Annotated in this window: 20 protein-coding genes; 3 read left to right on the top strand and 17 right to left on the bottom strand. The window is 61.5% G+C overall.

Features of this window, described 5'->3' with window-relative positions:
- The first annotated feature begins 53 nt into the window (after positions 1-53).
- On the top strand, positions 54-1,094 hold the full coding sequence (locus KX729_RS19970; protein ID WP_219744223.1) for an NAD(P)-dependent alcohol dehydrogenase: 1,041 nt from the start codon (positions 54-56) through the stop codon (positions 1,092-1,094).
- On the opposite strand, the gene KX729_RS19965 is transcribed toward KX729_RS19970, so the two are convergent.
- The 12 genes from KX729_RS19965 to KX729_RS19910 all read right to left on the bottom strand — a co-directional run bounded on the left by KX729_RS19965 (position 1,095) and on the right by KX729_RS19910 (position 15,650).
- Positions 1,095-1,799 (bottom strand): AAA family ATPase, encoded by a 705-nt coding sequence (locus KX729_RS19965; RefSeq protein WP_219744222.1) that lies wholly within the window; start codon positions 1,797-1,799, stop codon positions 1,095-1,097. It abuts the gene before it with no gap.
- Between the two features lie 132 nt (positions 1,800-1,931).
- Positions 1,932-3,014 carry a protein-glutamate methylesterase/protein-glutamine glutaminase gene (locus KX729_RS19960; RefSeq protein WP_219744221.1) on the bottom strand — a complete coding sequence of 361 codons (1,083 nt, stop codon included), beginning with the start codon at positions 3,012-3,014 and terminating at the stop codon, positions 1,932-1,934.
- Positions 3,015-3,017: 3 nt separating this feature from the next.
- Complete coding sequence (locus KX729_RS19955; RefSeq protein WP_376776023.1) at positions 3,018-3,875, bottom strand: CheR family methyltransferase; 858 nt, start codon at positions 3,873-3,875, stop codon at positions 3,018-3,020.
- A 53-nt stretch (positions 3,876-3,928) separates the two neighbouring features.
- Positions 3,929-4,420: a chemotaxis protein CheW gene (locus KX729_RS19950; protein ID WP_219744219.1), complete on the bottom strand. Its 492-nt coding sequence runs from the start codon at positions 4,418-4,420 to the stop codon at positions 3,929-3,931.
- Entirely contained in the window at positions 4,420-6,474 is a 2,055-nt protein-coding gene (locus KX729_RS19945) for a HAMP domain-containing methyl-accepting chemotaxis protein (protein ID WP_219744218.1), read from the bottom strand. The genes KX729_RS19950 and KX729_RS19945 overlap by 1 nt, the downstream gene beginning before the upstream one ends.
- Positions 6,475-6,610: 136 nt before the next feature.
- Entirely contained in the window at positions 6,611-8,545 is a 1,935-nt protein-coding gene (locus KX729_RS19940) for a HAMP domain-containing methyl-accepting chemotaxis protein (protein ID WP_219744217.1), read from the bottom strand.
- Between the two features lie 169 nt (positions 8,546-8,714).
- Positions 8,715-10,538 (bottom strand): methyl-accepting chemotaxis protein, encoded by a 1,824-nt coding sequence (locus KX729_RS19935; protein WP_219744216.1) that lies wholly within the window; start codon positions 10,536-10,538, stop codon positions 8,715-8,717.
- A 182-nt stretch (positions 10,539-10,720) separates the two neighbouring features.
- Positions 10,721-12,427, bottom strand: a complete 1,707-nt coding sequence (locus tag KX729_RS19930; RefSeq protein WP_219744215.1) for a methyl-accepting chemotaxis protein — start codon at positions 12,425-12,427, stop codon at positions 10,721-10,723.
- Between the two features lie 34 nt (positions 12,428-12,461).
- Entirely contained in the window at positions 12,462-12,974 is a 513-nt protein-coding gene (locus tag KX729_RS19925) for a chemotaxis protein CheW (RefSeq protein WP_219744214.1), read from the bottom strand.
- On the bottom strand, positions 12,971-14,959 hold the full coding sequence (locus tag KX729_RS19920; RefSeq protein ID WP_219744213.1) for a chemotaxis protein CheA: 1,989 nt from the start codon (positions 14,957-14,959) through the stop codon (positions 12,971-12,973). Before KX729_RS19920 ends, KX729_RS19925 begins: the two co-directional genes overlap by 4 nt.
- Positions 14,956-15,324 (bottom strand): response regulator, encoded by a 369-nt coding sequence (locus KX729_RS19915; protein WP_025602860.1) that lies wholly within the window; start codon positions 15,322-15,324, stop codon positions 14,956-14,958. The genes KX729_RS19920 and KX729_RS19915 overlap by 4 nt, the downstream gene beginning before the upstream one ends.
- Positions 15,321-15,650, bottom strand: a complete 330-nt coding sequence (locus tag KX729_RS19910) for a hypothetical protein (RefSeq protein WP_025602858.1) — start codon at positions 15,648-15,650, stop codon at positions 15,321-15,323. The genes KX729_RS19915 and KX729_RS19910 overlap by 4 nt, the downstream gene beginning before the upstream one ends.
- A 334-nt stretch (positions 15,651-15,984) precedes the next feature.
- Here KX729_RS19910 and KX729_RS19905 point away from each other — a divergent pair, with 334 nt between their 5' ends.
- Entirely contained in the window at positions 15,985-17,718 is a 1,734-nt protein-coding gene (locus tag KX729_RS19905; protein ID WP_219744212.1) for a methyl-accepting chemotaxis protein, read from the top strand.
- A 6-nt stretch (positions 17,719-17,724) separates the two neighbouring features.
- Here the strand turns inward: KX729_RS19905 and KX729_RS19900 are convergent, their stop codons facing one another.
- The 5 genes from KX729_RS19900 to KX729_RS19880 form a co-directional block, all read right to left on the bottom strand.
- Positions 17,725-19,008 (bottom strand): TRAP transporter large permease, encoded by a 1,284-nt coding sequence (locus KX729_RS19900; RefSeq protein ID WP_219744211.1) that lies wholly within the window; start codon positions 19,006-19,008, stop codon positions 17,725-17,727.
- A 9-nt stretch (positions 19,009-19,017) separates the two neighbouring features.
- Positions 19,018-19,512, bottom strand: a complete 495-nt coding sequence (locus KX729_RS19895) for a TRAP transporter small permease (RefSeq protein WP_219744210.1) — start codon at positions 19,510-19,512, stop codon at positions 19,018-19,020.
- A gap of 47 nt (positions 19,513-19,559) precedes the next feature.
- On the bottom strand, positions 19,560-20,555 hold the full coding sequence (locus KX729_RS19890; RefSeq protein ID WP_219744209.1) for a C4-dicarboxylate TRAP transporter substrate-binding protein: 996 nt from the start codon (positions 20,553-20,555) through the stop codon (positions 19,560-19,562).
- A gap of 77 nt (positions 20,556-20,632) precedes the next feature.
- Positions 20,633-21,706 carry an Ldh family oxidoreductase gene (locus tag KX729_RS19885; RefSeq protein ID WP_219744273.1) on the bottom strand — a complete coding sequence of 358 codons (1,074 nt, stop codon included), beginning with the start codon at positions 21,704-21,706 and terminating at the stop codon, positions 20,633-20,635.
- 5 nt (positions 21,707-21,711) lie between these two features.
- The gene (locus KX729_RS19880; protein WP_219744208.1) at positions 21,712-22,455 is read right to left on the bottom strand and encodes an SDR family oxidoreductase; all 744 of its coding nucleotides are present in this window, start codon (positions 22,453-22,455) and stop codon (positions 21,712-21,714) included.
- A gap of 220 nt (positions 22,456-22,675) precedes the next feature.
- Between KX729_RS19880 and KX729_RS19875 the strand changes: the two genes are divergently transcribed.
- The gene (locus KX729_RS19875; protein WP_219744207.1) at positions 22,676-23,698 is read left to right on the top strand and encodes a GntR family transcriptional regulator; all 1,023 of its coding nucleotides are present in this window, start codon (positions 22,676-22,678) and stop codon (positions 23,696-23,698) included.
- Positions 23,699-23,721: the final 23 nt, after the last annotated feature.

The raw sequence follows: 23,721 nt of genomic DNA, 5'->3' as shown, positions 1-23,721 counted from the left end.
ATCTCGGCGAACAATTGCTCAAACAGCCAAGAAATCATCAAAGGAAACATCCCATGCCGCAGGCCCTCGTTCTCGAAAAGAAAGGCCTACTCGCGCTTCGCGAGATCGACCTGTCCACCACGCCCGGCCCGGGTGACGTCAAGATCGCCATCGATACGGTCGGCGTCTGCGGCAGCGATGTGCATTATTACACCCACGGCGCCATCGGCCCCTATGTGCTGCGCGAGCCGATGGTGCTCGGTCACGAGGCGGCTGGCATCGTCGTCGAAATCGGCTCGGAGGTGAAGAACCTCAAGGTCGGCGACCGCGTCTGCATGGAGCCCGGCGTGCCGAACCTCTCGTCACGCGCCTCTAAGCTCGGCCTCTACAATGTCGATCCGGACGTACGTTTCTGGGCGACCCCGCCGATCCATGGCGTGCTGACCCCTGAAGTCGTCCATCCGGCCGCCTTCACCTACAAGCTGCCGGACAATGTCTCGTTTGCCGAAGGGGCTATGGTCGAGCCGTTCGCGATCGGCATGCAGGCCGCCACCCGCGCCCGCATCCAGCCGGGCGATGTCGGTGCGGTGATCGGCGCCGGCCCGATCGGTATCATGGTGGCGCTGGCGGCACTCGCCGGCGGCTGCGCCCGCGTTTTCGTGTCTGATCTCAGTGCCGAGAAACTGAAGATCGCCGGCCAGTATCCCGGCATCATTCCGGTCAACATCAAGGAACGGACGTTTGCAGAAGTGATCGCGGAAGCGACCGGCGGCTGGGGCGCCGATGTCGTGTTCGAGGCAAGCGGCAGCCCGCGCGCTTTCCAGGGCATGTTCGATCTGGTTCGGCCGGGCGGCGCTTTCGTCCTCGTCGGCCTGCCTGTCGAACCGGTGCCGTTCGATGTGGCGAGCGCGATTTCCAAGGAAGTGCGGATCGAGACTGTATTCCGCTACGCCAATATCTTCGACCGAGCGCTGGAACTGATCGCATCCGGAAAGGTCGATTTGAAGCCGCTCATCACCGGCGTCTTCGATTTCAAAGATTCGATCGCCGCTTTCGAACGGGCCGCCGCCGGCAACCCGTCCGATGTGAAGCTGCAGATCAAGCTGAAGGGTTGATCACGCTGCCCGGACGAAACGGTCAGCCAGCGGCTTGCGGGTATAAAGCGGCACGCGCGTCAGCATTTCCAGTGCGAAGAGGCGGGCGTTCTGTTTGGCCTTGTCGAGATTGCTGACGCGAGTCTCATCCATCGTATAGAGCGTGCCGCCGAGATCGAAGATGTCGCGGAAGGCGGCGCGCTCGATGATCGGCGTATTGAGCACATCGACATTGCGCTCGGCGAGCAGCATCTTGACGGCCAGCAGGGCGCGGGTGGTGACCATCGAATTGACGCGGGTCAGCACGACCGAATGCGGCACGCGCAGGTTCGCCTTCTCTTCGAGGTAACGCAGCAGTTCCAGCACGTTGGCGCCGCCCTGGGCATCCATGGCACAGCCTTGAATCGGGATCAGAACATGGTCGGAAAGGCCGATCGCCTTGGCCAGCAGCGGGCTCTGGGCACCCGGCAGGTCGAGCACGAAATAGTCCGTCTTGTGGCGGTTCTCGGCGATGTGGCGGTCGATCGAGGTCGCCGTCACATAGGAAATGACGTTGAGAAGCGGGTTCTGCGGCGAGAGCATGTGCCAGCGGGTGATCCAGTATTGCGGATCGGCATCCAGGATCGTGACGCGGTAGCCCTGCTCGACCAATTCGGTGGCGAGAAGAAGCACGGCAGTGGTCTTGCCTGCTCCGCCCTTGGTGTTGGCAAAGGTAATGGTGGGCATCGTCGAGGTTCCTGTCCGGCTGCAAGCGATAATCGCTCTCTCACCGCACCCTCATGATGCGTGCCCTATTCTTGCCAATCATGGTTAACGAGGCGTGAAAAAAGGCACCCAAGTTCTTGTCCGGTCTCGGTTTTACCGGCGGCGGTCGGCGGCCAGAATTTCCCGGGCGATGTGATCGAGCGGTACGATCTTGTCGACCCCGCCATGGGCGATCGCCTCCTTCGGCATTCCGAACACGACCGATGTCGCTTCGTCCTGCGCCACCGTATAGGCGCCGGCCTGGTGCATCTCGTTCATGCCACGGGCGCCGTCGTCACCCATGCCGGTCATGATCACGCCCATCGCATTGCCGCCGGCGGAGCGGGCGGCGGAGCGGAACAGAACGTCGACCGACGGGCGGTGCCGGCTGACCAGCGGGCCGGAGCGGATCGACACTTCGTAGCGTGCGCCGCGGCGCTCGAGCAGCATGTGTTTGTCGCCGGGTGCGATCAGCACGTGGCCGCGCAGCACGGGATCGCCGTCCACGGCTTCCTTGACCTCGACTTCGCAGAGCCCGTTGAGGCGCTTGGCAAAGGCGGCCGTAAATTTTTCCGGCATGTGCTGGACAATGACCATTCCCGGCGAATTGGCCGGCAGGGCTTCCAGCATCTCGCGCAAGGCTTCGGTGCCGCCGGTGGACGCGCCGACACAAACTACCATTTCCGTCGTCTTCGCCATGGCGCCGGCTCTCGGCGGCGGCAGCACGGCGTCGGCCGTCAGCTTGGCAGTGGTCGCGCCTTCGGAAATTCGCGAGGCGCGCAGCTTGCTTACCCGTGCGCGGGCGGCGCCTTTCACCACGGTACGGATACGGTCGGCAGATTCGGCCAGATGGTCGGCCGCACCGATCTTCGGCTTCAGGATGATGTCGACGGCACCGGCTTCGAGCGCCTGCATCAATGTCTCCGAGCCGCTTTCCGTCAGCGACGAGCACATCACCACCGGGATCGGATGCTGGGCCATCAGCTTGCGCAGAAAGGTGATGCCGTCCATCTGCGGCATTTCCACATCGAGCGTGATGACGTCGGGAATTTCCTCCCGCAGCTTCCTCGCCGCCATGAACGGATCGGTCGCGGCGCCGATTACCTCTATTTCAGGATCGGCGGAAAGCACGGCGGTGAGCGTCTGGCGGACGCTGGCGGAATCATCGATGATCAGAACTCGGATTTTGCCCGTCATGGTTCATACCCGCTTGAAGACTGTATTCGCTACCTGCTTGATGGGAAGATCGAAGCCGGTAACGGTTTCCGAATGTCCGATGAACAGATAGCCGCCCGGCAAAAGGCTTTCGCAAAGCCTGCTCAGCACATGCTGCTGCGTCGGCTTGTCGAAATAGATCAGCACATTGCGGCAGAAGATCAGGTGCATCTGGTCGCCGATCGGGTAGTTGCCGTCCATCAGGTTCATGCGGGCAAAGCCCACCTTGGAGCGTAGCTTCGGCACGATACGCATTTCCTGGCGGCGATTGTCGGCCGGGCGCATCACGTATTTGCGCATCATCTCGGCGGGCACCGGCTGTAGCAGCTCGCTCTGGTAGATACCGCGCTGCGCCTTTTGCAGCACGTCGGTCGAAAGGTCGGTCGCCAGCACGAAGTAATCCCGCTCCGGTGCGCTGGAAGCCAGGAATTCGGACAGAACCATCGCCATCGTATAGGGCTCAGCACCCGTGGAGCATGCCGAGCTCCAGGTGCGGATCCGCCGGTCGTTGTAATTGCGGATAATCTCGGGCAGGGCGGTGCGGGTCAGATAGTCGAAATGTTTCGGCTCGCGGAAAAAGTCGGTCTTGTTGGTGGTGACGGCGTCGATCAGGAAGATCGACTCGCTGTCCAGCCCGCCCTGTTTGAAAAGGTAGTCGCAATAGCTGTCGAAGGTCGCCATGCCGGTGACGCGAAGGCGCCGGCGAAGACGGCCTTCCAGCATCGTCATCTTCGAGTGCGGCATCTTGATGCCGCTGTAATCGTAGATGTACTTCGACAGCATATCGAAGTTGCGTTTGCTCAGCCGGTCGTCGAGCGGCTGGGTTCTTGCTGCCATGCTCACGCGCGTACCCCTTTACACAATACTCGTTAGATTACGCGTATTTGGTTTATGATTTATGCAACCTGAGACTGCGGTCCGACATGCGCCAGCGCCGAGCCGGAATCCGAGAACAGCCGCGCCAGATCGACGATGACGACAAAGCCGGTCTCCCGACGGACGACGCCTGCGATATAATCCGAGCGCCAGCGCACGCCGATATCCGGCGCCGTCTCGATCTGTTCCTTGCGGAAAGGCACGACCTCGAAGACTCGGTCGGCGACGAGGCCGAGCACCAGCACCTTGTCGGCCACCGGCACATCGAGCACGAGAATGCGCGTATGCGGCGTCTTTTCGGTGCGGCTCATGCCCAGTCGAAGACGCAGGTCGATGACCGGCACGCCCTGACCGCGCACGTCGCGCAGGCCGAGAAGATATTCGGGGCCATGCGGGATCTTGAACGGGTCCTCGTGGTCGAGGATTTCGCGGACCACTTCGACGGGAACCGCAAAAATCTCTTCACCGAGGCTGAAGGTTACGAATTGTGCTTCGGAAGATGTGCCTGCCATCACGCGCTCTCCTTGAAATCTTCATCATCTGCATCTGGTCCGCCCATCGACATGTCGAGGGCAAAACCCTTGGCGCGGGCCTGTTGGGCCATGACCGACTGTTTTACCGGGCGGGAAACCGGCGTCTTTGCCTTCGGCTGGGGTGCCGCGGCCTTTGCAGCAGGCGCCGGCTTTGCAACGGGCTCTGCCGCCTTCAGCTTGGCTGCATGCGTATCCACCCGGAAGAAGGCGATCGAGGCCTGCAGTTCTTCCGCCTGGGAAGCGAGCTCCTCGGATGTCGAGGACATTTCCTCGGATGCGCCGGCATTCAGCTGGGTCACCTTGTCGAGCTGCTGGATCGCCTCGTTGATCTGGGCGGCGCCGATATCCTGCTCGCGGCAGGCAGCGGAGATTTCCGATACCAGTTCCGCCGTCTTTTGAATGTTCGGGACGAGCTTGCCGAGCATTTCGCCGGCTTCGGTCGCAACCTGAACGGTGCTGCCGGACAGCGTGCTGATCTCGGCAGCCGCGGCCTGCGAACGTTCGGCCAGCTTGCGGACTTCCGAGGCGACGACTGCAAAGCCTTTGCCGTGTTCGCCGGCGCGGGCTGCCTCGACAGCGGCGTTGAGGGCAAGCAGATCGGTCTGTCTGGCGATTTCCTGCACGATCGAAATCTTCTCGGCGATCGTCTTCATTGCCTGGACCGTGCGGATGACGGCCTGGCCGGAGGCTTCTGCATCCTTGGAAGACTGACGGGCGATCTTTTCGGTCTGGGCGGCGTTATCGGCGTTCTGCTTGATGTTGGCGGCCATCTGCTCCATCGAAGCCGAAGCTTCTTCGGCGGCGGATGCCTGTTCGGTCGCACCCTGGCTGAGCTGTTCGGAGCTGGACGACAGGTCCTGGCTGCCCGAGGAGACGTTGTTGGAAGCGGCCATCGCATCGGCGACGACACCGCGCAGGCGCTCCACCATGCTTTCGAGCGAAAGGCCGAGCATGTCCTTTTCGGAGAGTGGCTTCGGCATGATGGTCAGGTCGCCGTTGGCAAGCTGGTCTGCAACGCCTGCGGTGGTGCGCAGATTGGCAACCATGCTCTGCATGGCGAGACCCAGCATGTCCTGCTCGGAAAGCGGCTTGGCGTCGATCGAAAGGTCGCCGGCTGCGATGCGGTCCGCCACAGCGGCTGTACCGCGCAGATTGGCGACCATGCTCTGCATCGCAAGGCCGAGCGTATCCTTGTCGGAGAGCGGCTTCGGATCGACGGACAGGTCGCCATTGGCGATCTGGTTGGCGATACCGGCGGTTTCGCGCAGATTGGCGGTCATGACGTTGATCGTATCGACCACGTCCTTGATCTCGTCATTGGTCTTGATGACGACTTCCTGGTCGAGATCGCCGACCGCGACGGACGCAGCGGCGGCCTTGATCTTGCGCAGGCTGCTGTTGATGCCGAGCGCGATCCAGAGTGCTGCCAGGATGGCGATGACGAGGGCCGCACCCGCGATCGCGAAGATCAGCGTGCGGGTCTGGAGATAACCGGCCTCGATGCCGTCGGCAGCCTGAACCATCAGGTTCTTGCTGGAGGTCACGCGGGCGTCGAGCGCCTTGGCGATCTCGTCGGTCATCGTCCGGCCTTCGGTGAGCGCGAGCTTCAGCGCGTCCTCGCCCTTGCCGGCATTGGCGAAATCGCGGATCCGGTCATCGACACCGAAGAAGCGATCGGCCATGCCGCGAATGTCGTCCAGACCCTTGCGGCTGGCATCGGTGGTCACCGCGCCGCGCAGCCAGGTCAGCTTGTCGAGGAATTCCGCGCGATACTGATCGCTTGCCAGAACCGTCTTGGCGACGGTGCCGGGATTGGTTGCGGTCGCCATGGCGACCTGCGACTGGGCGATCCGCAGCTGCAGGCTGGCGAGGTCCTGGGCGCGCTCCAGACGAAGTGCGGGGCCGTGCACGGCTTCGGACGCCGCGTCGTTCAGCTCGGAAAGACTATAGACGCCATAACCGGCCGTGGCGGTCAGCAATGCGATGATGAGGCCGAAGGCCAGGCTCAATTTCAGCTTTATGGTAAAGCGCATGCGTCTTTTCCTGATCTGTCCGCGGGGTAATGGGAGGTTCACCGCAGGTTTCGTAGTCTCGTTGCCTGTCCGGCTCATCCGTCAGGCTTTGCAGGACCGTGCTTCAAGCCCGGCCCTGCGAATTGGCGGGCAGCGCTCAGGCGCTTTCCCGGAAGTCTTCATCGTCTTGATCCGGTCCGCCCATCGACATGTCGAGCGCGAAACCCTTGGCGCGGGCCTGCTGCGCCGAGACGGTGTGTTCCGGCTGGCGGGCCGCATAAGCGCGCTGACCCTGGTGGGCCGCAGGCTTGGCCGGAGCAGTGCGGGCGGCCGGAGCCTGCGCGACACGCTGACGGTTGCCGGCCTTGTCCACCTTGAAGAAGGCGATCGAGGCCTGCAGCTCTTCCGCCTGCGCGGCAAGCTCTTCGGACGTCGCCGACATCTGCTCGGAGGCGCCGGCATTCTGCTGGGTTACCTTGTCGAGCTGCTGGATCGCTTCGTTGATCTGCGAAGCTCCGATATCCTGCTCGCGGCAGGCGGCGGAGATTTCCGAGACCAGTTCGGCGGTGCGCTGGATATCCGGCACCAGCTTGTTGAGCATTTCGCCGGCTTCGGTCGCGACCTGCACGGTATCGCCCGAGAGAGCGCTGATTTCGGCAGCAGCGGCCTGGGAACGTTCGGCAAGCTTGCGGACTTCCGAGGCGACGACTGCAAAGCCCTTGCCGTGTTCGCCGGCACGAGCCGCCTCGACGGCTGCGTTCAGGGCGAGAAGGTCGGTCTGGCGGGCTATTTCCTGGACGATCGAGATCTTCTCGGCGATCGTGCGCATGGCGCCGACAGCGCGGTTGACCGCCTGACCGGAAGCTTCCGCATCCTTGGAAGACTGGCGGGCGATCTTCTCGGTCTGGGCGGCGTTATCGGCGTTCTGTTTGATGTTGGCCGCCATCTGCTCCATCGAGGCGGAAGCCTCTTCGGCGGACGATGCCTGTTCGGTCGCACCCTGGGAAAGCTGTTCCGAACTGGAAGAGAGTTCCTGGCTGCCGGAGGAGACGTTGCTCGATGCTGCAAGCGCATCGGCAACAACGCCGCGCAGGCGTTCCACCATGCTCTGCAGCGAAAGGCCCAGAACATCTTTATCGGAAAGCGGCTTCGGCGAGATCATCAGATCACCGTTGGCGATCCGGTCGGCCACACCAGCTGTCGTGCGCAGGTTGGCAACCATGCTCTGCATGGCGATGCCGAGCATATCCTTGTCGGACAGCGGCTTGGCATCTACCGACAGATCGCCCTGAGCGATGCGATCGGCAACCGATGCAGTGTTGCGCAGATTGCCTGTCATGACATTGACGGTCTCGATCAGATCCCTGATCTCGTCATTGCTCTTGATCGACACTTTTTGCTCAAGGTCACCGACGGCAACGGCGTTGGCAATCGACGAGACCTGCTTCAGACCGCGATTGATGCCGAGTGCGATCCAGAGAGCGGCAGAGAGTGCCAGGATGGTAGCGACGGCGGCAATGATCAGCACGAGATTTCGCGTATTGCCATATTGCTCGTCGTTCGCCTGATCCGTGGCGGCCATCTGGCCCTTGGCTGCCTGGACGCGCTTGTCGATGGCGCTTTCGATTTCGTCGATCATCTGGCGGCCTTCGCCGGTGATGATGACGATGGCATCACTGGATTTACCGGCTTTGATGAGATCGCGGATTCGGGTATCGAGCGTTGAAATTTGCTGGAATTTAGCATCGACATCCCTCCAGGCCTGCCGGCCTTCTTCGGTCGAAGCCAGTCCCTTGAGCCGCTCGAGGGTGGTCTTGAAGTTCTGCTGATTGCGGTCGCTTGCCTCGGCGTAGGTCTGGAAGTCCTTTCCGCTGGCTGCATTCACCATGTTCAGCTGAGCGCGCGTCAGGCGAAGCTGTATATTGCCGAGATCCTGCGCCGTCTCCAGACGTGCCGCCGGCCCCGCAATCAGCTTACCGATCGCATCGTTGAGATTGGACAGGCTGTAAATCCCGAAGCCGGCCATGCCGATCAGGAGGGCAATGATCAGCCCGTAGGTCAGTGCCAGTTTCAGTTTGATAGTAAACCGCATTTAAAAATCCTCGAAAACCGGGAAAATCAGAGTGTTCAATCTCGGATGCGATCGGAGAAAGCGTGTCGATCAGGAGGCCCTTGCGGCAGCATCTTCGGTGGTCGCACCAACGCTTCACGCTGGCTTGGCCAGGGCCTATTGCAAGGCCCTGTCCGGTCTCTTGAAAAGATCAGGCGCTTTCGCGAAAGTCGTCGTCGTCCTGGTCCGGTCCGCCCATCGACAGGTCGAGGGCAAAACCTTTGGCTCGGGCCTGCTGGGCCGCGATGGAATGGTTATTGGGACGAGCAGCTGACGCCTTCATCGCGGGCTTGGGGGCAGGCTTTGCAGCAGCATGCGCCTTTGCGGCCGGCTGCGACAGCTGGCGCTTTGCACCGCTGCTATCGACCTTGAAGAAGGCGATCGATGCCTGCAACTCCTCAGCCTGGGCGGCGAGTTCTTCCGACGTCGAGGACATTTCTTCCGACGCGCCGGCATTGAGCTGCGTGACCTTGTCGAGCTGCTGGATCGCCTCGTTGATCTGCGAGGCTCCGATATCCTGCTCGCGGCAGGCGGCGGAGATTTCCGATACCAGTTCGGCCGTCTTGTGGATTGCCGGTACGAGCTTGTTCAGCATGTCGCCGGCTTCCGTCGCAACCTGCACCGTTTCACCCGAAAGCGCGCTGATTTCTGCGGCAGCCGCCTGGCTGCGCTCGGCAAGCTTGCGGACTTCCGATGCGACGACCGCAAAGCCCTTGCCGTGTTCGCCGGCACGTGCCGCTTCGACGGCGGCGTTCAGGGCGAGAAGGTCGGTCTGGCGAGCGATTTCCTGGACGATCGAAATCTTCTCGGCAATCGTCCGCATCGCGCCGACGGCACGACCGACCGCTTCGCCAGACGCTTCCGCATCCTTGGAGGACTGACGGGCGATCTTTTCGGTCTGGGCGGCGTTATCGGCGTTCTGCTTGATGTTGGCGGCCATCTGCTCCATCGAGGCGGAGGCTTCCTCGGCAGACGAAGCCTGTTCGGTGGCACCCTGACTGAGCTGCTCGGAGCTTGCCGACAGTTCCTGGCTACCCGAGGAGACGTTACTGGAGGCGGAAAGCGCATCGGCGACGACGCCACGCAGGCGCTCAACCATGCTTTCCAGCGCCATGCCGAGCGTATCCTTTTCGGAGAGCGGCTTCGGCGAGACGGTCAGATTGCCGTTGGCGATCTGGTCGGCGATCGTAGCTGTATTGCGCAGATTGCCAGTCATCAGCTGCATCGAGTTGACCAGATCCTTGATCTCGTCATTGCTCTTGTGGTCGATGTCCTGGTTCAGGTCGCCGATGGCGACCGCATTGGCCAGATGGACGGCGCGCGAAAGACCGCGGCTGATATTGAGTGAAATCCAGGTGGCGACGGCCAGCGAAAACAGGACGATCACGGCGGTGATGGTCAGGAGCAGCGCCTTCGACTGTTCGTATTGCGCGGTGGTCGCTTGATCGGTTTCATTGACGTTGCCGGCAATGATCCCGCTCATGTCGTCGAGGGCCTTGAGGGCCTTGTCCATGGTTTCGCGGCTCTGGCCCATCGTGATGCCGGCAGCCTTGGTATTGGATTCGTTGGTATTGGCGATTGCCAGTTCGGCGATCTGCTTCTGGATCGGGATATAGTCGTCGTAGATCCTCTTGAACTCCGCCGCCTTTTCACGAACCTGCGGATCGGTCGAGGCGGCCAGCTTGCCGACCAGCCTGTTGACTTCGTCCTGCGGGCTGAGCATCGCCTTGACGTAGCTCGGGATTTCCGCGTTGTTGGTGTTGAGGATCGAGTTCTTTTCCGAGCGGACGGAGCCGTTGAAGGTATCGGCCAGCGCGCCCACGTTCCGGAGGTCGTTGATCGGCTCGGCCACCATCTGGCTGATGGCGGAGTTCAACGATGAGAGGTTGATGATGGCGATGGTTGCCATCACGCCCGACGCAATGATGAGCGCCAGAAATGTAATGGCGAGTTTAAGTTTGATCGTCAGCCGCATGGATCGTTTCCCCCGATGGCGATGCGATGGTTAGTTCCGGCCTCCCGAGAGGGAGGTTACGAGGACAGAGAGGCGGGAGCATTCACCCTCTGACCGGCCGGCGAACCGGCAAAACGTCGTCGCATACACACGGCGGCGCGATATCGGGCTCCTGTGAAGCCCGATATCTTGAATGCTTGGCGTCAAGCGCTTTCGCGGAAATGGTCGTCGTCGGCGTCTGGGCCGCCCATCGACATGTCGAGGGCAAAGCCCTTGGCACGTGCCTGCTGGCTGTGGACAGAATGGTCTGCGCGAGCCGTATGCTGTGCCGGTGCCGGACGGTGGAACTGCACGGGCTTGGAGACCGGCTTGTGCGACGGCGCGGCCGAGGTCCGCTTCGCCTGCTTGGCGCCGCCCGCCTGATCGACCTTGAAGAAGGCGATCGAGGCCTGCAGCTCTTCAGCCTGGGAGGCGAGTTCTTCCGAAGTGGCCGACATTTCTTCCGAGGCGCCGGCATTCTGCTGAGTCACCTTGTCGAGCTGCTGGATCGCTTCGTTGATCTGGCTTGCACCGATGTCCTGTTCGCGGCATGCCGCCGAGATTTCGGAGACCAGTTCGGCGGTCTTCTGGATGTCCGGGACGAGCTTGTTCAGCATGTCGCCGGCCTCGGTCGCAACCTGCACGGTATCGCCTGAGAGAGCGCTGATTTCGGCAGCAGCGGCCTGGGAACGTTCGGCTAGCTTGCGGACTTCCGAAGCGACAACCGCAAAGCCCTTGCCATGTTCGCCGGCACGCGCTGCCTCGACGGCTGCGTTGAGAGCGAGAAGGTCGGTCTGGCGGGCGATTTCCTGGACGATCGAGATCTTCTCGGCGATCGTCCGCATCGCGCCGACGGCGCGATTGACGGCCTGGCCGGAATTTTCCGCGTCACGCGAAGACTGGCGGGCAATCTTTTCGGTCTGGGCGGCGTTGTCGGCATTCTGCTTGATGTTGGCGGCCATCTCTTCCATCGAGGCGGAGGCCTCTTCGGCGGCGGATGCCTGTTCGGTCGCACCCTGAGACAGCTGTTCCGAGCTGGCCGAAAGTTCCTGGCTGCCCGAGGAGACGTTGTCGGAAGCGGCCAGCGCATCGCCGACGACACCGCGCAGGCGCTCGATCATCGTGTTGACGTAACCAAGCAGTTCGCCGATCTCGTCCTTGCTGGTGATCGTCGCAAAGCGCGTCAGATCGCCTTCGGCCACGTTCTGCACGGCGTTGACGGCATTGCGCAGGCCCCTGTTGATCGAAAGCGCGATCCAGAGGGCTGCCAATACGGCGATCAGGAAGGCTGCTCCGGCAACCGAGATCATCACGAGGCGGGTCTGGGCATAGTCGGTATCCGCCTGCACATCGGCGGCTTCAAGACGGCCTTCCTCCAGTTTCACGACGTCGCTCAGCAGCGTGTCGATCTCGTTGGTGACGGTGCGGGCATCGCCGGTAGAAATCTTCAGCGCGGTTGCGGTGTCGCCGCCGAGCATCAGGGTGCGGATGCGGTCGTCCTGCTTGCGGAATTCGCCGGTGAAGCCGGCAAGCTTGGCCCAGAGCGCCTTGCCCTGTTCGGTGGCACGGGCTTCGACGGCCTTGAACGTGTCGTCGAAGGCGCGGCGGGCTTCGTCGCTCTTGGAGATATAGCCCTGCATTTCTGCGGCGTTGACTGCCATCAGCAGGTTTTTCTGCTGGCGGATCTGCTGCAGCTGTTCGTTATTGAGGTTCTGGGCGAGTTTCAGCCGCAGAGCCGGGCCCTGCAGTACATTTTCCAGCGTATCGTTCAGGCCGCCCAGGCTGTAGATGCCGTAGGTTGCAGTCGCCAGAAGCATGACGATGATGAAACCGAATGCCGAGGCCAGTTTTAGCTTTATAGAGGCGCGCATCGTTAAGTCTCCATCGGGGGTCGGATGGACCGGGTCAGGCCGCAGTGGCGGCGTGGCGGTGGTCGTGTTGGGCGGAGAAGATGACCTGCAGATTGGGGATGATGATGAATTCGGTCCCCCGTTTGACCAGGCAGTCGATGAAATCCGGACGCCAGCGCATGCCGACGCTCGGCGGCGGTTCGCCCGCTGCCCGGAGCAGGGTCGTCACTTCGTTCACCTTGTCGGTGCGGATGCCGGCAAGCACCGGCTCGCCGTCAAGCTCGATCTCGATGACGATGATCCGGCTGTCGATCGTCGGCTTGGTGGCTTCCATGCCGAAGGCGAGGCGGATATCCGCCAGAGGAATGACCTTGCCGCGGAAATTGATGACGGCGCCGACGAAGGCTTTCGCACCAGGCACCACCGTCTCCGGCAGAAGGTCGAGGATTTCCTGCACCATGACGGCTTCGATGGCGAATACTTCGCCGGCGATGTCGAAGGTCAGAACTTCCAGCTCTTCGCGGCCTTCCCAAATATTCTCGGAAATCTTTCTCATCATCTCGTTCATCCGGCCGCGCGCAGATGCGCCTCCTGTTGCTGTCCTTCAGACACGAGGTGTCCGACGTCGAGAATGAGGGCCACGTCGCCGTCACCCAGAATGGTCGCGCCGGAGAAGGTCGCGACGTCGTGATGCAGTTTGGACATGCCCTTGATGACCGTCTGGTGGTCGCCGATGATCTGGTCGACGACGAGACCGACGCGTTCCGAGCCGGTCGAGATGACGACGACCTTCTGGAACGGATCCGGCTTGGTGCCGGTCCGGAAGAGGTCGCGCAGTCTGAGGAACGGAACCAGGCTGTCACGCAGCGAAATGAAGCTGCGGCCGCGCGAACGCATGTCTTCTTCGATCGACAGTTCGAGGCATTCCTCGACCGCCGAAAGCGGGATGACGTAGCGGCCCGAGCCGACCCTGACGAGCAGGCCGTCGATGATGGCGAGCGTCAGCGGGATGGCGAGCGAGATTTCCGAACCTTCGCCCGGATAGCTCGCAACATTGATGGTGCCGCGCAGCGCGTCGATCGTCCGCTTCACCACATCCATGCCGACGCCGCGGCCAGAAAGATTGGTGACGGTCTGGGCGGTCGAGAAACCCGGCTGGAAGATCAGCTGGTAGAGTTCCTGATCGGACAGGCTGGCATTCGGCTGGATCAGGCCGGAAGATTCCGCCTTGGCGCGAACCCGTTCCTTGTTGATGCCACGGCCATCGTCCTTGATGGTGATGATCACCTCGCCAGCCTGCTGGCGGGCGGTAAGGAAGATATGACCGGCTTCCGGCTTGCCCGATGCAAGGCGGTCTTCCGGGGTCTCAAGGCCGTGGTCGCAGGAGTTGCGGACGAGATGCACCAGCGGATCGGCGAGGCGCTCGATGACGCTCTTGTCGACTTCCGTGCTTTCGCCTTCGGTGACCAGTTCGATCGTCTTGCCGGTTTCATGCGCCAGATCGTGGACGAGACGGCGGAAGCGGCTGAAGAGATGCGCGACCGGGACCATGCGCAGCACCATCATCGTGTCGCGCAGTTCGCCGGACAGGCGTTCCACGTCTTCCGAGACGGCGCGAAGCTGCAGGTCGCCGCTGCCGCCGGCCAGCTGGCTGAGGCGGGACTGGGCGATTACGAGCTCGCCGACGCGGTCCATCAGTTCGTCGAGTTTTTCGGCGGGCACGCGGACGTTTTCGGCAGCCTTGTTCGGCTTGCTGTCGGCAGGTCCCGATGTTGCGGGAGTCAGGGCAGGGACCGCGGCAACCGGTGTTGCAGCCGCAGCCGGTACGGGAATTGCGGCCGGCGCTGGCTTTTCAGCCGGTGGAGCTTCGACGGCGGAAACGTCGAGCTGCATCTCGTCCATGACGAAGATGAAGACGTCGTCGATCGCCGAGCGCGGCTGGGTCGTCAGAAGTTCGACTTCCCAGGAGATATAAAGGTCGGTCGGCGCGAAAAGATCGAGCGAAGGGATTGCCGAACGGTCGGCAATGATCTTGCATTCGCCGAGTTCCGCCAATTCATCGAGCAGCGGCAGCGGGTTGGTGCCGTTCGCCATGGCGTTCTGCGGCAGGCTGAAGCGGATCTTGAAAAGCGTCTGGCCCGGAGCGACCTTGAGGGCCGGTGCCGAGCCAGGGTTCTTCGCCGCATCGACGGCCGATCTCAGATTGGCGAGGAGCATTTCGCTCATGGCATTGTGATCGCCGGTCGGTGTCTCGACCAGCGCGCGCATGTGATCCTTGGCCTCGAGCACGGCGGTGACCAGTTCCTGGGTCGCGGGTACCTCACCCTTGCGCACCCGGTCGAAAGCGGTTTCGCAATGGTGGGTGAAGGCCGCAAGCGCCTCGAAGCCGAACATCGCGCCCGACCCCTTCAGCGTGTGGAGGCCGCGGAAAACCGCGTCCACCTGATCCTTGTCGCCAAGGTTTACGTTGAGATCGAGAAGCCCGGCCTCGATCTGTTCCAGAAGCTCGGCAGCTTCTGTTCTGAAAACCGCGATAGGATCGGGAAAGCTCATTTGCCAAGCACCTTTCGAACGATCTTGACCAGGCTTTCCGGGTCGAAAGGCTTGGTCAGCCATCCGGTCGCGCCGGCGGCCTTGGCCTGCTGCTTCAGGTCGTTGTCGGATTCCGTCGTCAGGAAGATGACCGGCACGCCCATATGGGCCGGCATCTTGCGCAGTTCGCGGATCATCGTCAGGCCGTCCATCTTCGGCATGTTCAAGTCGGTGACGATGAGGTCGAACTGACCGGCATTGAGTTTCTCGATGCCGTCCATTCCATCGACCGCTTCGGTGATGGTGTAACCGGCATTGCTGAGCGCGACGCGCGTCGTCAGCCGGATGCTGGCGGAATCGTCGACCGTAAGGATGCTGGCGCTCATTGAATTCCCCCTTCGTGGAGCCAGAATTTCGTGTCTTCGGCGGTCATCCCTTCCAGGAAACCGCCTCGCTTGAGGACATTGAGCACGGGGCCGTCTGCAGGCCGTGCGAGCGCGATGCTTTTCCCGGCGGTGCCGGCATAGATACGCGCTGCCTCCATGAGCTGGATAAAGCTGAGGTCTACTTGAGTGTCGTCCGCAAATCCGATTGTCGCCGAGTTGTTCTTGCTCAAAAATTCAAGCAATTCCTGCTGCACGACGGTAATCGCGCGAACCGTGAGGTTCTGCGAAAGACAAAAGTAATCCTCATTAACATTGGAAGCAGTCATTTTTACTCCAACATAAATCTGGAAAAGCTGAAATAGCTGTCAGAATTTGGACTTGCATCGTTAATGAGAAGTTAATTGGGCGTGGCGATTTCTCATCGCACAATAGTAATAGGTTGCATTTTGCATTCTTTGGACACTGGAAAATTAACTACAAGTCGCAAATCCAACGGCGCATTTTGCCGGAATTAACCCCTCTCCGCTCACATTGCTCCTCGCGCAGGACAAAACCGCATCGGCTCTTTGCCGGATCGGCGGCGTCCCAAAACAATACAGGCGAGTTTATCGCCGGTTTAATCGGCAGGGGGGCCCTTGGGGGTCCGAAAGGTGAGGCAAAGTGGCTGTAGCGGCATCCATCCTAGAGGTAATGACGGGTCCCTCGGACTTCCCGGCATTCGTCGATCGCATGGAAAGTGCGCGTTCGCGCATCGAGGAGCGTTTCCTGGATGGTGGTGCTGCGCTGCTTTCGATCCTGGATGTGCTGAACAAGCTCATCACCTCCCTCGACCAGCTGACCGGCTCACTGGACGAAAGCACGGCGAACGCCACGATGGCGGAGCTGAAAAGCACGGTCGAACGCCTTTCCGAACTCACCGGTATCGAACAGAAGCGCCAGGTCGGCTTTCAGGATATCGCGCTGGCCGAACGCAAGCTTGATCCGCAGATCGAAGAGATGCAGGAAACGCTCCGGTATCTGCGCACTTTCGCCGTAACCGCCAAGATTACCGGCGCCGGCATTGCCGATTTTGCCGGTTTCGCGGAAGAAATCCTCGCTCGTATCCAGGAAGGCAGCCGCCAGGTCAATGATTTCGCCGGCAAGCTTTCGACGCTGGGCAGAGGCCTGGGTCCGGTCATGAAAAAGGGCAAGGCGATCCTTGCCAGTTATAATGACACGGTGCCGCAGATTGTCGCAGGCCTGTCGACCGGCGCGGCCGAAATCGGCAAGCATCGCAAGCTGCTCGTCGAGCGTGCAGCGCGGGTCCGTGCAGTCGCCGGCGGCATCCAGAACAAACTTGCTTCGACACTCTCTGCCATGCAGGTGGGCGATATCACTCGCCAGCGTATCGAACATTGCCAGTCGAGCCTTACGATCCTCGACAACTATCTCGGTTCGCCGGCCGGTCATGCACTCAGCGACGAACAGCGCGACAGTCTGTCGCTGATCATCCGCAAGCTGGTCTCGCTGCAGCTCAACCAGTCGATCTTCGATTTCGACCGCGACACCGCCAAGATCGTCACTACGGTCGCAAGTTTCCGCTCTGATCTGTCGGAGATCGAAGCCCTGCGTGCCGCCATGGCCGATGGCGATGACAACGAAAACGACGGCGCGATCCGTCAGCTTGAAAACGGCGTGGCTGCGGCCCGCGGCGCCGTGCAGGAGATCGAAGGCGTTGCTCGCGAAGCGGGCGTGCTCAGCCGCTCGACGGCCGATACGGTCAGCGAACTCCTGAACGGCATCGGCATCGTCCGCGCAGTCCGCACCGACATTCATTATATGGCGCTCAACACCAACCTGCGCTGCGGCAAGATCGGTGAGGAAGGCAGGGCAATCAACGTCGTCACCGCCGAGCTGCGCAACTTCGCCGGCAAGCTGGACGAAACGGCGGAGAAGATCCTCGCCGAACTCCAGACGCTCGAAGGCGCTGCCAACAAGCTGGTCGGCGTGCAGGCCGAAGAGGCCGAGGAATCCCTCGACCAGCGCCTCGAAAAGGCGGTCGGCAATATCCGCGCCGTCGGCGATCGCATGGACGAACAGATGGCCGGCCTCGGCGAGCAGAGCAAGACTGCCGTGCGCGAGATGGATATCTCGCTGGCCCGCCTCAACTTCAATGCTGAGCTTGGCGAAGTGCTGCGTGCCTGCGCCGAAGAAATGGATGTCGTCGAAGACGTTTACGAAGTTCCCGGCATCGAGGACGCGCTGGCCGATATCGGCGGCCGTATCGCCCGGCTCTATACGATGGTCGCCGAACGCGAGCTGCATGCCGAAGTCATGGGTACCGCTCCCCCGGTCGAGACCGCCGTCGTCGCCACCGTTATGTCTGACGATGATATCGACGACGCGCTGTTCTGATCGGGTTTACGGATTGAACAGCAGGTTCGGCATGTAAAGCACGATGCCGGGCATGAAGATCAGAAGCAGCGTGACCAGCGAGACCGCGGCCAGGAACGGCATGGATTCCCGCGTGTAGTCTTCGATCGGGCATCTCAGGATCTGGCAGACGACGAACATCGCGCCACCGACGGGCGGCGTGTAGTTTCCGATCGTCGCCGCAATGATGAAGACCAGCCCGAAATGCACGGGATCGATGCCGTATTGCTGGATCAGCGGCATGAAGATCGGCGTCAGCATGACGATCAGCACTGAGCCTTCCATGAATGTGCCTGCCACCAGAATGAACAGCACGATCATCACCATGACGATATTCGGGTCGTCGGTGATGCCGAGCATCCATGTGGAAATCACTTCCGGAATGCGTTCGAAAATGATGCCGTAACCGAACACGGCCGATAGTGCGAGAAGGAACATCACCGCACCGACATCGATCAGGCTCGCCTCGATCGCCTGTTTGAAGCTTGTCCAGGTCAGCATGCGATAAGCGAAGACCCCGACCAGAAAAGCGTAGACGACGGCAAAGGCGCCGATTTCCGACGGCGTGAAAACGCCGAACCGCAGGCCGAAGATCAGGATGATCGGAAACAGGATTGCCCAGATGCCGGCGATCGATGCCTTGACGACTTCTGATGGCGTCGGCGCGCGGTCGAGTTCCGGTTTGTAGCCGCGCTTGCGGGCCGTGATCGAGATGGTGACGGCAAGCGCGGCCCAGAGCATCACACCCGGAATGATGCCGGCCGCAAACAGCCGGCCGATCGAAACCTGCCCCACCGTGCCATAAAGAATGAAGCCGATACCGGGCGGGATGATCGGCGCCATCAGCGAACCATAGGAAAGCACGCCGGCCACATATCCCTTGGAAAAACCGCGCTTCAGCATCTCGAAGCCGAGCAGGCGAGTATTCATCGCCGCATCGGCGATCGAAGAGCCGGTGACGCCGCTCATCAGCGTCGAAAGTGCGATGGACACCTGTGCCAGCCCGCCTTGCAGCCGCCCGGTCAGCACCGAGGCGAGTTTCAGGAGATTGTGGGCAATGCCGGACGAGTTCAAAAAATTGCCGGCGAGGATGAACAGCGGCACGGCGAGCAGCGCGAAATTCTGCGTTTCCGTCACCGTCAGCTGCACCGTCATGGTGCGCGGCAGCTCCGGGTTCTGCAGGAAGAAGATCACACCGGATATCCCGACCGCAAAAGCGACCGGCATGCCGATGACGAGAAGAATGGTAAAAGCGATCGCGACGAGCAGCATGGCCGGGCCTCACACCACGTCGACTGCATTGTTGGCGACATGCTCGCCGCGCAAATCAGCCCGCATATGCAGAATGGTCGTGGTAAGCAGCAGCGTCGCGCCGACCGGCAGGCTCACCGTCACCAAGGAATAGCTGATCCAGGGGATCCCTTGGAAGGAGCGAATGCGGCTGATCCAGGTGAGGTAGAAGCCGTAATACATGATGAACAGCAGGAAGGCGGTGATCAGCGCGTAGTTGACCATGCGTAGCCCCTTCTGCAGCCTTTCCGGCATGCGCAACGTAAAGACGTCGAGCGCCATCATGCTGTTCTTCCGCCAGGCGATATCGGCGGCCAGAAAGCAGGACCATGCGAAGAGGCAGGTCGCCACGTCGATGGTCCAGTTCTGCGGATGGCCGAAGAAGCGGGCGAGGCCACCCGCAAAGATCAGCAGCGTCATGAGGATCAGAAACGTACCCGCGACGACTGCTTCGATCTTTCCGATGAAGTCGTAGAAGCGCATCATCATGTCTTCCTTTCGCCGGCCGTTTCCAATCCTCGGGGTCTTCGCCGTTACTTCTTGCCGAGTTCCGCCTGTACGGCGTTTTTGGCTTCCAGAATGCCGAGCTTCGAATAGGCGGCGTCACCGGCCTTTTTGAATGCGGCAAGGTCGATATCGCTCACCACCTGCATGCCGCGCTTTTGCAGATCGGCCTTGATCGTGTCGGCCGAGGCCGAAATCTTCTGCGAGGTCTCGCGGCCGGCCGCCTTGCACTCCTCGACCAGCGCCGTCTGGAATTCCGGCGGCAGCTTGCCGAACCACTCGGCGCTGACGACCTGGAAGTTGATCAGCATGATGTGTTTGGTCTCGTTGGCGTATTTCAGCACTTCATAAAAGCGCCCGCCCGGAATGTTGGCATAGACGAGTTCGACGCCGTCGATCGCTTTCTGCTGCAGCGCCGGATACATTTCGCCGAAAGCCATGGCGGTCGGCGCGGCACCCAGCGCTCGGATGGATTCCTGCCAGATCGGTGCCGGTGGCGTGCGGATGCGCAGGCTTGCGAGATCCTGCGGCGTCTTGATCGGCTTGTTGGTGAAGAAGTGGCGAAAACCCTGAACCCAGTCGAAGCAGACGACCTTCAAACCATGTTTCGAGGCAAGCTCGTCCTGCCATTTCTTCAGCGAAGGGCTGTCCGAAAGCTTCCAGACATCGTCCAGTGTGTCGACGAAATAAGGGCCGTTCATGACAGCGATGCTCGGCACGTAGTTGCCGAGGCGGGCGGAATCGGTGTTCTGGCCGACATTGGCGCCCTGGCGGATTTGCTCGATAATGTCTTCCTCAACGCCAAGCTGGGCGCTGTGGAACACTTCGAGCTTCAGTCCGCCCTTGGTGCGTTCATCGACCTTCCTGGCCCAGGATTGAAAGCCGGCATGGAACGGTTCGCTCGGCGCCAGAACGTGGTTGAACCGCAGGGTGAATTTTTGCTGGGCATTCGCGGGCGCGGCCGTCAAGGCTGCCAAACCGGCAGCCGCCAGCAGCGGCAGCAGTCTCTTTGCAGAAATGCGCATGCTCTCCTCCTCTTATGTCTCGTTGGACATCGTTCATCCTGCCGGCTCCTCCACCGGCGGATTTCATGGGCGATGTGTCAGGGCAGGATCGCGGGAGCCTCCAGCCCGAAGCGTTCGGCGAGTTTCACGAATGCTTCGCGCGTTGCCGGATCCAATGGGACGCCTCGCCTTTCGCGCTCGTCCGCCACCACCCATTCGCGGTCGCCCGGCGCCATCACCCGCATGCCGTCCCGCGGCGGCGAAGAGCGCAGCACTTCGACATAGCGCTGCATGCCGGCGGTAAACACGTCTTCCGCCACGAAGGCGCCCGGCTTCATCGCCAGCACGAAGGCGCCAAGGGCGCGGGGCGTGGAAAAATCCGGTCCGTTCATCGGCAGAAGATCGAAACTCAGCCGCATGCCGGACAAAACTGCACTCAGGATTTCCACCAGGCCCGCCAGTCCAGCGCCTTTGAACCCGAATTCGCCGCCGACCGGGGCGAGCATTTCCACCAGCGAAGGATCGCGCTCGTCGCGGCCCTCGACATCCGAGGCCACGCCCTCGGGAAGCTCGCGACCAAGGCTGCGATAAAGTTTTACCCGGTTATAGGGAATGGCGCTGGTCGCCATATCGAGCAGCCAGGGTTTCTGACCCGCGACAGGCACCGCAAACGAGATCGGATTGGTGCCGTGAAATCGCATCGCGCCGTCATGCAGGCGCACGAAACTGTCCGAATTGCAGAAGGCGGCGCCGATATAGCCCTTTTGCGCCGCATCCAGCGCATAGGTGCCGGCCGGGCCGAAATGCGAGCTATTGCGGATCGACACCGCGCCGATACCGCATGTCTCGGCAAGCTCGATCGCCTTGTCCATGGCGCGATAGGCGGCGAGTGCGCCGTGGCCATGATCCGCATCGAGCGAGGCGACCGCCAATACCGAATGCGTCACGGTCACGTTCGGCCGTTTGTTCACCCGGCCGCCGGTCATCACGGCGATATAGTGGTCGAGCAGGCGCACGCCGTGGCTGTCGACGCCGAGCCGCGAGCCGTGCATCATCGTCCGCGTCGCAGCATCCGCGGTCGCCTCGTCGGTGCCTGCTGCCAGAAACACGGCGCGGCAAAACCGCTCGACATCGCCGATTGCGGCATGAACAACCTCTTCGGTGGCTGTAATCGGGCTCAAAGTGTCTGTCCTCCATCGACCACGAGTACCTGGCCGGTCATGAATGCTGCCTCGTCACTGGAGAGGAAAACGGCCGCCGCCGCCATCTCCTCCACCGTCCCCAGCCGGCCCATCGGCTGGCGGGAAATGAATGTGCGCCGCATCTCGTCCGGATCGGCGGATTGATCGATACGGCCCTGCAGTCCGGGCGAAAGCGTGGTGCCGGGGCAAAGCGCATTGACCCGAACGCCGGTGGCAATCACGTCACGCGCCACCGCCTTGGTCAGCCCGATCAGCGCCGCCTTGCTGGCGCCATAAGCGGCACGGTTCGGCACGCCGGTAATGCTGGAGGCGACGGAAGCGACATTGACGACCGCACCTCTTCCGCGCTCGATCATACCCGGCAGCGCTGCTTTCATGGTGCGGAAGGCGGAGGTGGCATTCTGGTCGATGCTCTTCAGCCAGTCCTCTTCCTCGCAATCGAGGATCGAGCCGTTATGCACCCAGCCGGCGCAATTCACGAGAATATCGATGGAGCCGGCTTCGGATAATGTCCGTTTCACGCCTGCCGCATCGGTCACATCGAGGCCGACGATTTCGATTAGGGGCGACAGACCGGCGAGGTCGGTCATCTTGGCAGGCGTGCGGCTGGTCGCGACGACCGCCGCGCCTTCTTCGGCAAATGCGATGGCAATCGCCCGGCCAATCCCCTGGCCGGCACCTGTCACCAAAGCACGTTTCTCCGCCAGACGGCCAGCCATTCACGATCCTCCCAAATCGTTTCGTCTCGCACTTTATCAAAACGTATTATGTGTACACTAGACATCTTTTGACTTTTGACAAGCCGGATTCGTCATCACGAAACAGCGAGGCCTGATTGACGGCAGCAGCGCGAATTGAAGCAGCACTTGCGACCTGATAGTTTCCGATAAAAAAGCGACCGGTTCGGTGGCTCGATAACCGAGGGAATTGGGAGGCAAGATGGCGGACGCACGGATGGCCGATGCAGAGGAGCAGAAGCCGAAAGTCGCGGGTGGCGCGGCGCCTCGCCTCTACCAGCAGGTCTATGAAATCATTGCGGGGCAGGTGGCGCAGGGTGTGCTTGGCCCCGGTACGCGCCTCAACGAAAGTTCCGTTGCCGAACAGTTCGGCATCAGCCGTGCCCCGGCTAGGCAGGCGCTGGCCGAACTGGAGCGCGAGGGTTTTCTCGAAAAGTCGAGCGGGCGGGGTTACGAGGTGAGCCGGTCTCGGCCGGACAACGCGTCCACGCCTGTTGCGCCTCCCGAAGCGACCGATGATGTCCGTCTCACACAGCTGTCGAGCTGGGAAAAGATCTATGGCGAGGTGGAAAGCGAAATCGCCGCGCGCTGTTCCTTCGCCGGTTGGCGGGTCAACGAGACGGAACTTGCCCGTTTCTACGATGTCAGCCGCACCGTGGCGCGTGATGTCGTCGGCCGGCTGCAGCAGCGCGGCATCGTCCGCAAGGACGATCGCGCCCGCTGGATAGCGCCCGCCATGACGCCGGACCATGTCGGCGAGCTTTACGAACTGCGCTGGCTGCTGGAGCCGGTCGCATTGGAAAAGGCGGCCGCACGGATTTCAGCGGAAGACCTCGCGACCATGCGCGAGCATCTGCAATCCGCCATGGACAATGCCGCCGAGCTTGCCGGCCCGGACCTCGACCGGCTGGAAGAGGAACTGCATGTCACCCTGCTCGGCCATTGTGACAACCGCACGCTGATGCAGGCGATCAGCCTGCCGCAGGCGCTGCTGGTCACCCACCGCTTTCTCTATCAGTGGATGCCGCGGCTGTTTGGTTCCGAACCCTTTCTGCCGGAACATATGGAAATCATCGACAGGCTGAAGGCGGGCAGGGTGGGGGATGCTGCGGCGTCGCTCAGGGCGCATCTCGAAATTTCGCGCGACAGGGCGATCGACCGCATCACGCGGGTGACGCGCGAAGTGCACCCGCACGACCTGCCTTATCTGGAAAAGCTCGATTGAGCCGATTCAACATAATCTACGGT

The organism is Neorhizobium populisoli, from assembly GCF_019430945.1.
Classification (GTDB): Bacteria; Pseudomonadota; Alphaproteobacteria; order Rhizobiales; family Rhizobiaceae; genus Neorhizobium; species Neorhizobium populisoli.
Note: the sequence above shows the minus strand (reverse complement) of the source record. Positions and strands in the feature narration are given on the sequence as shown.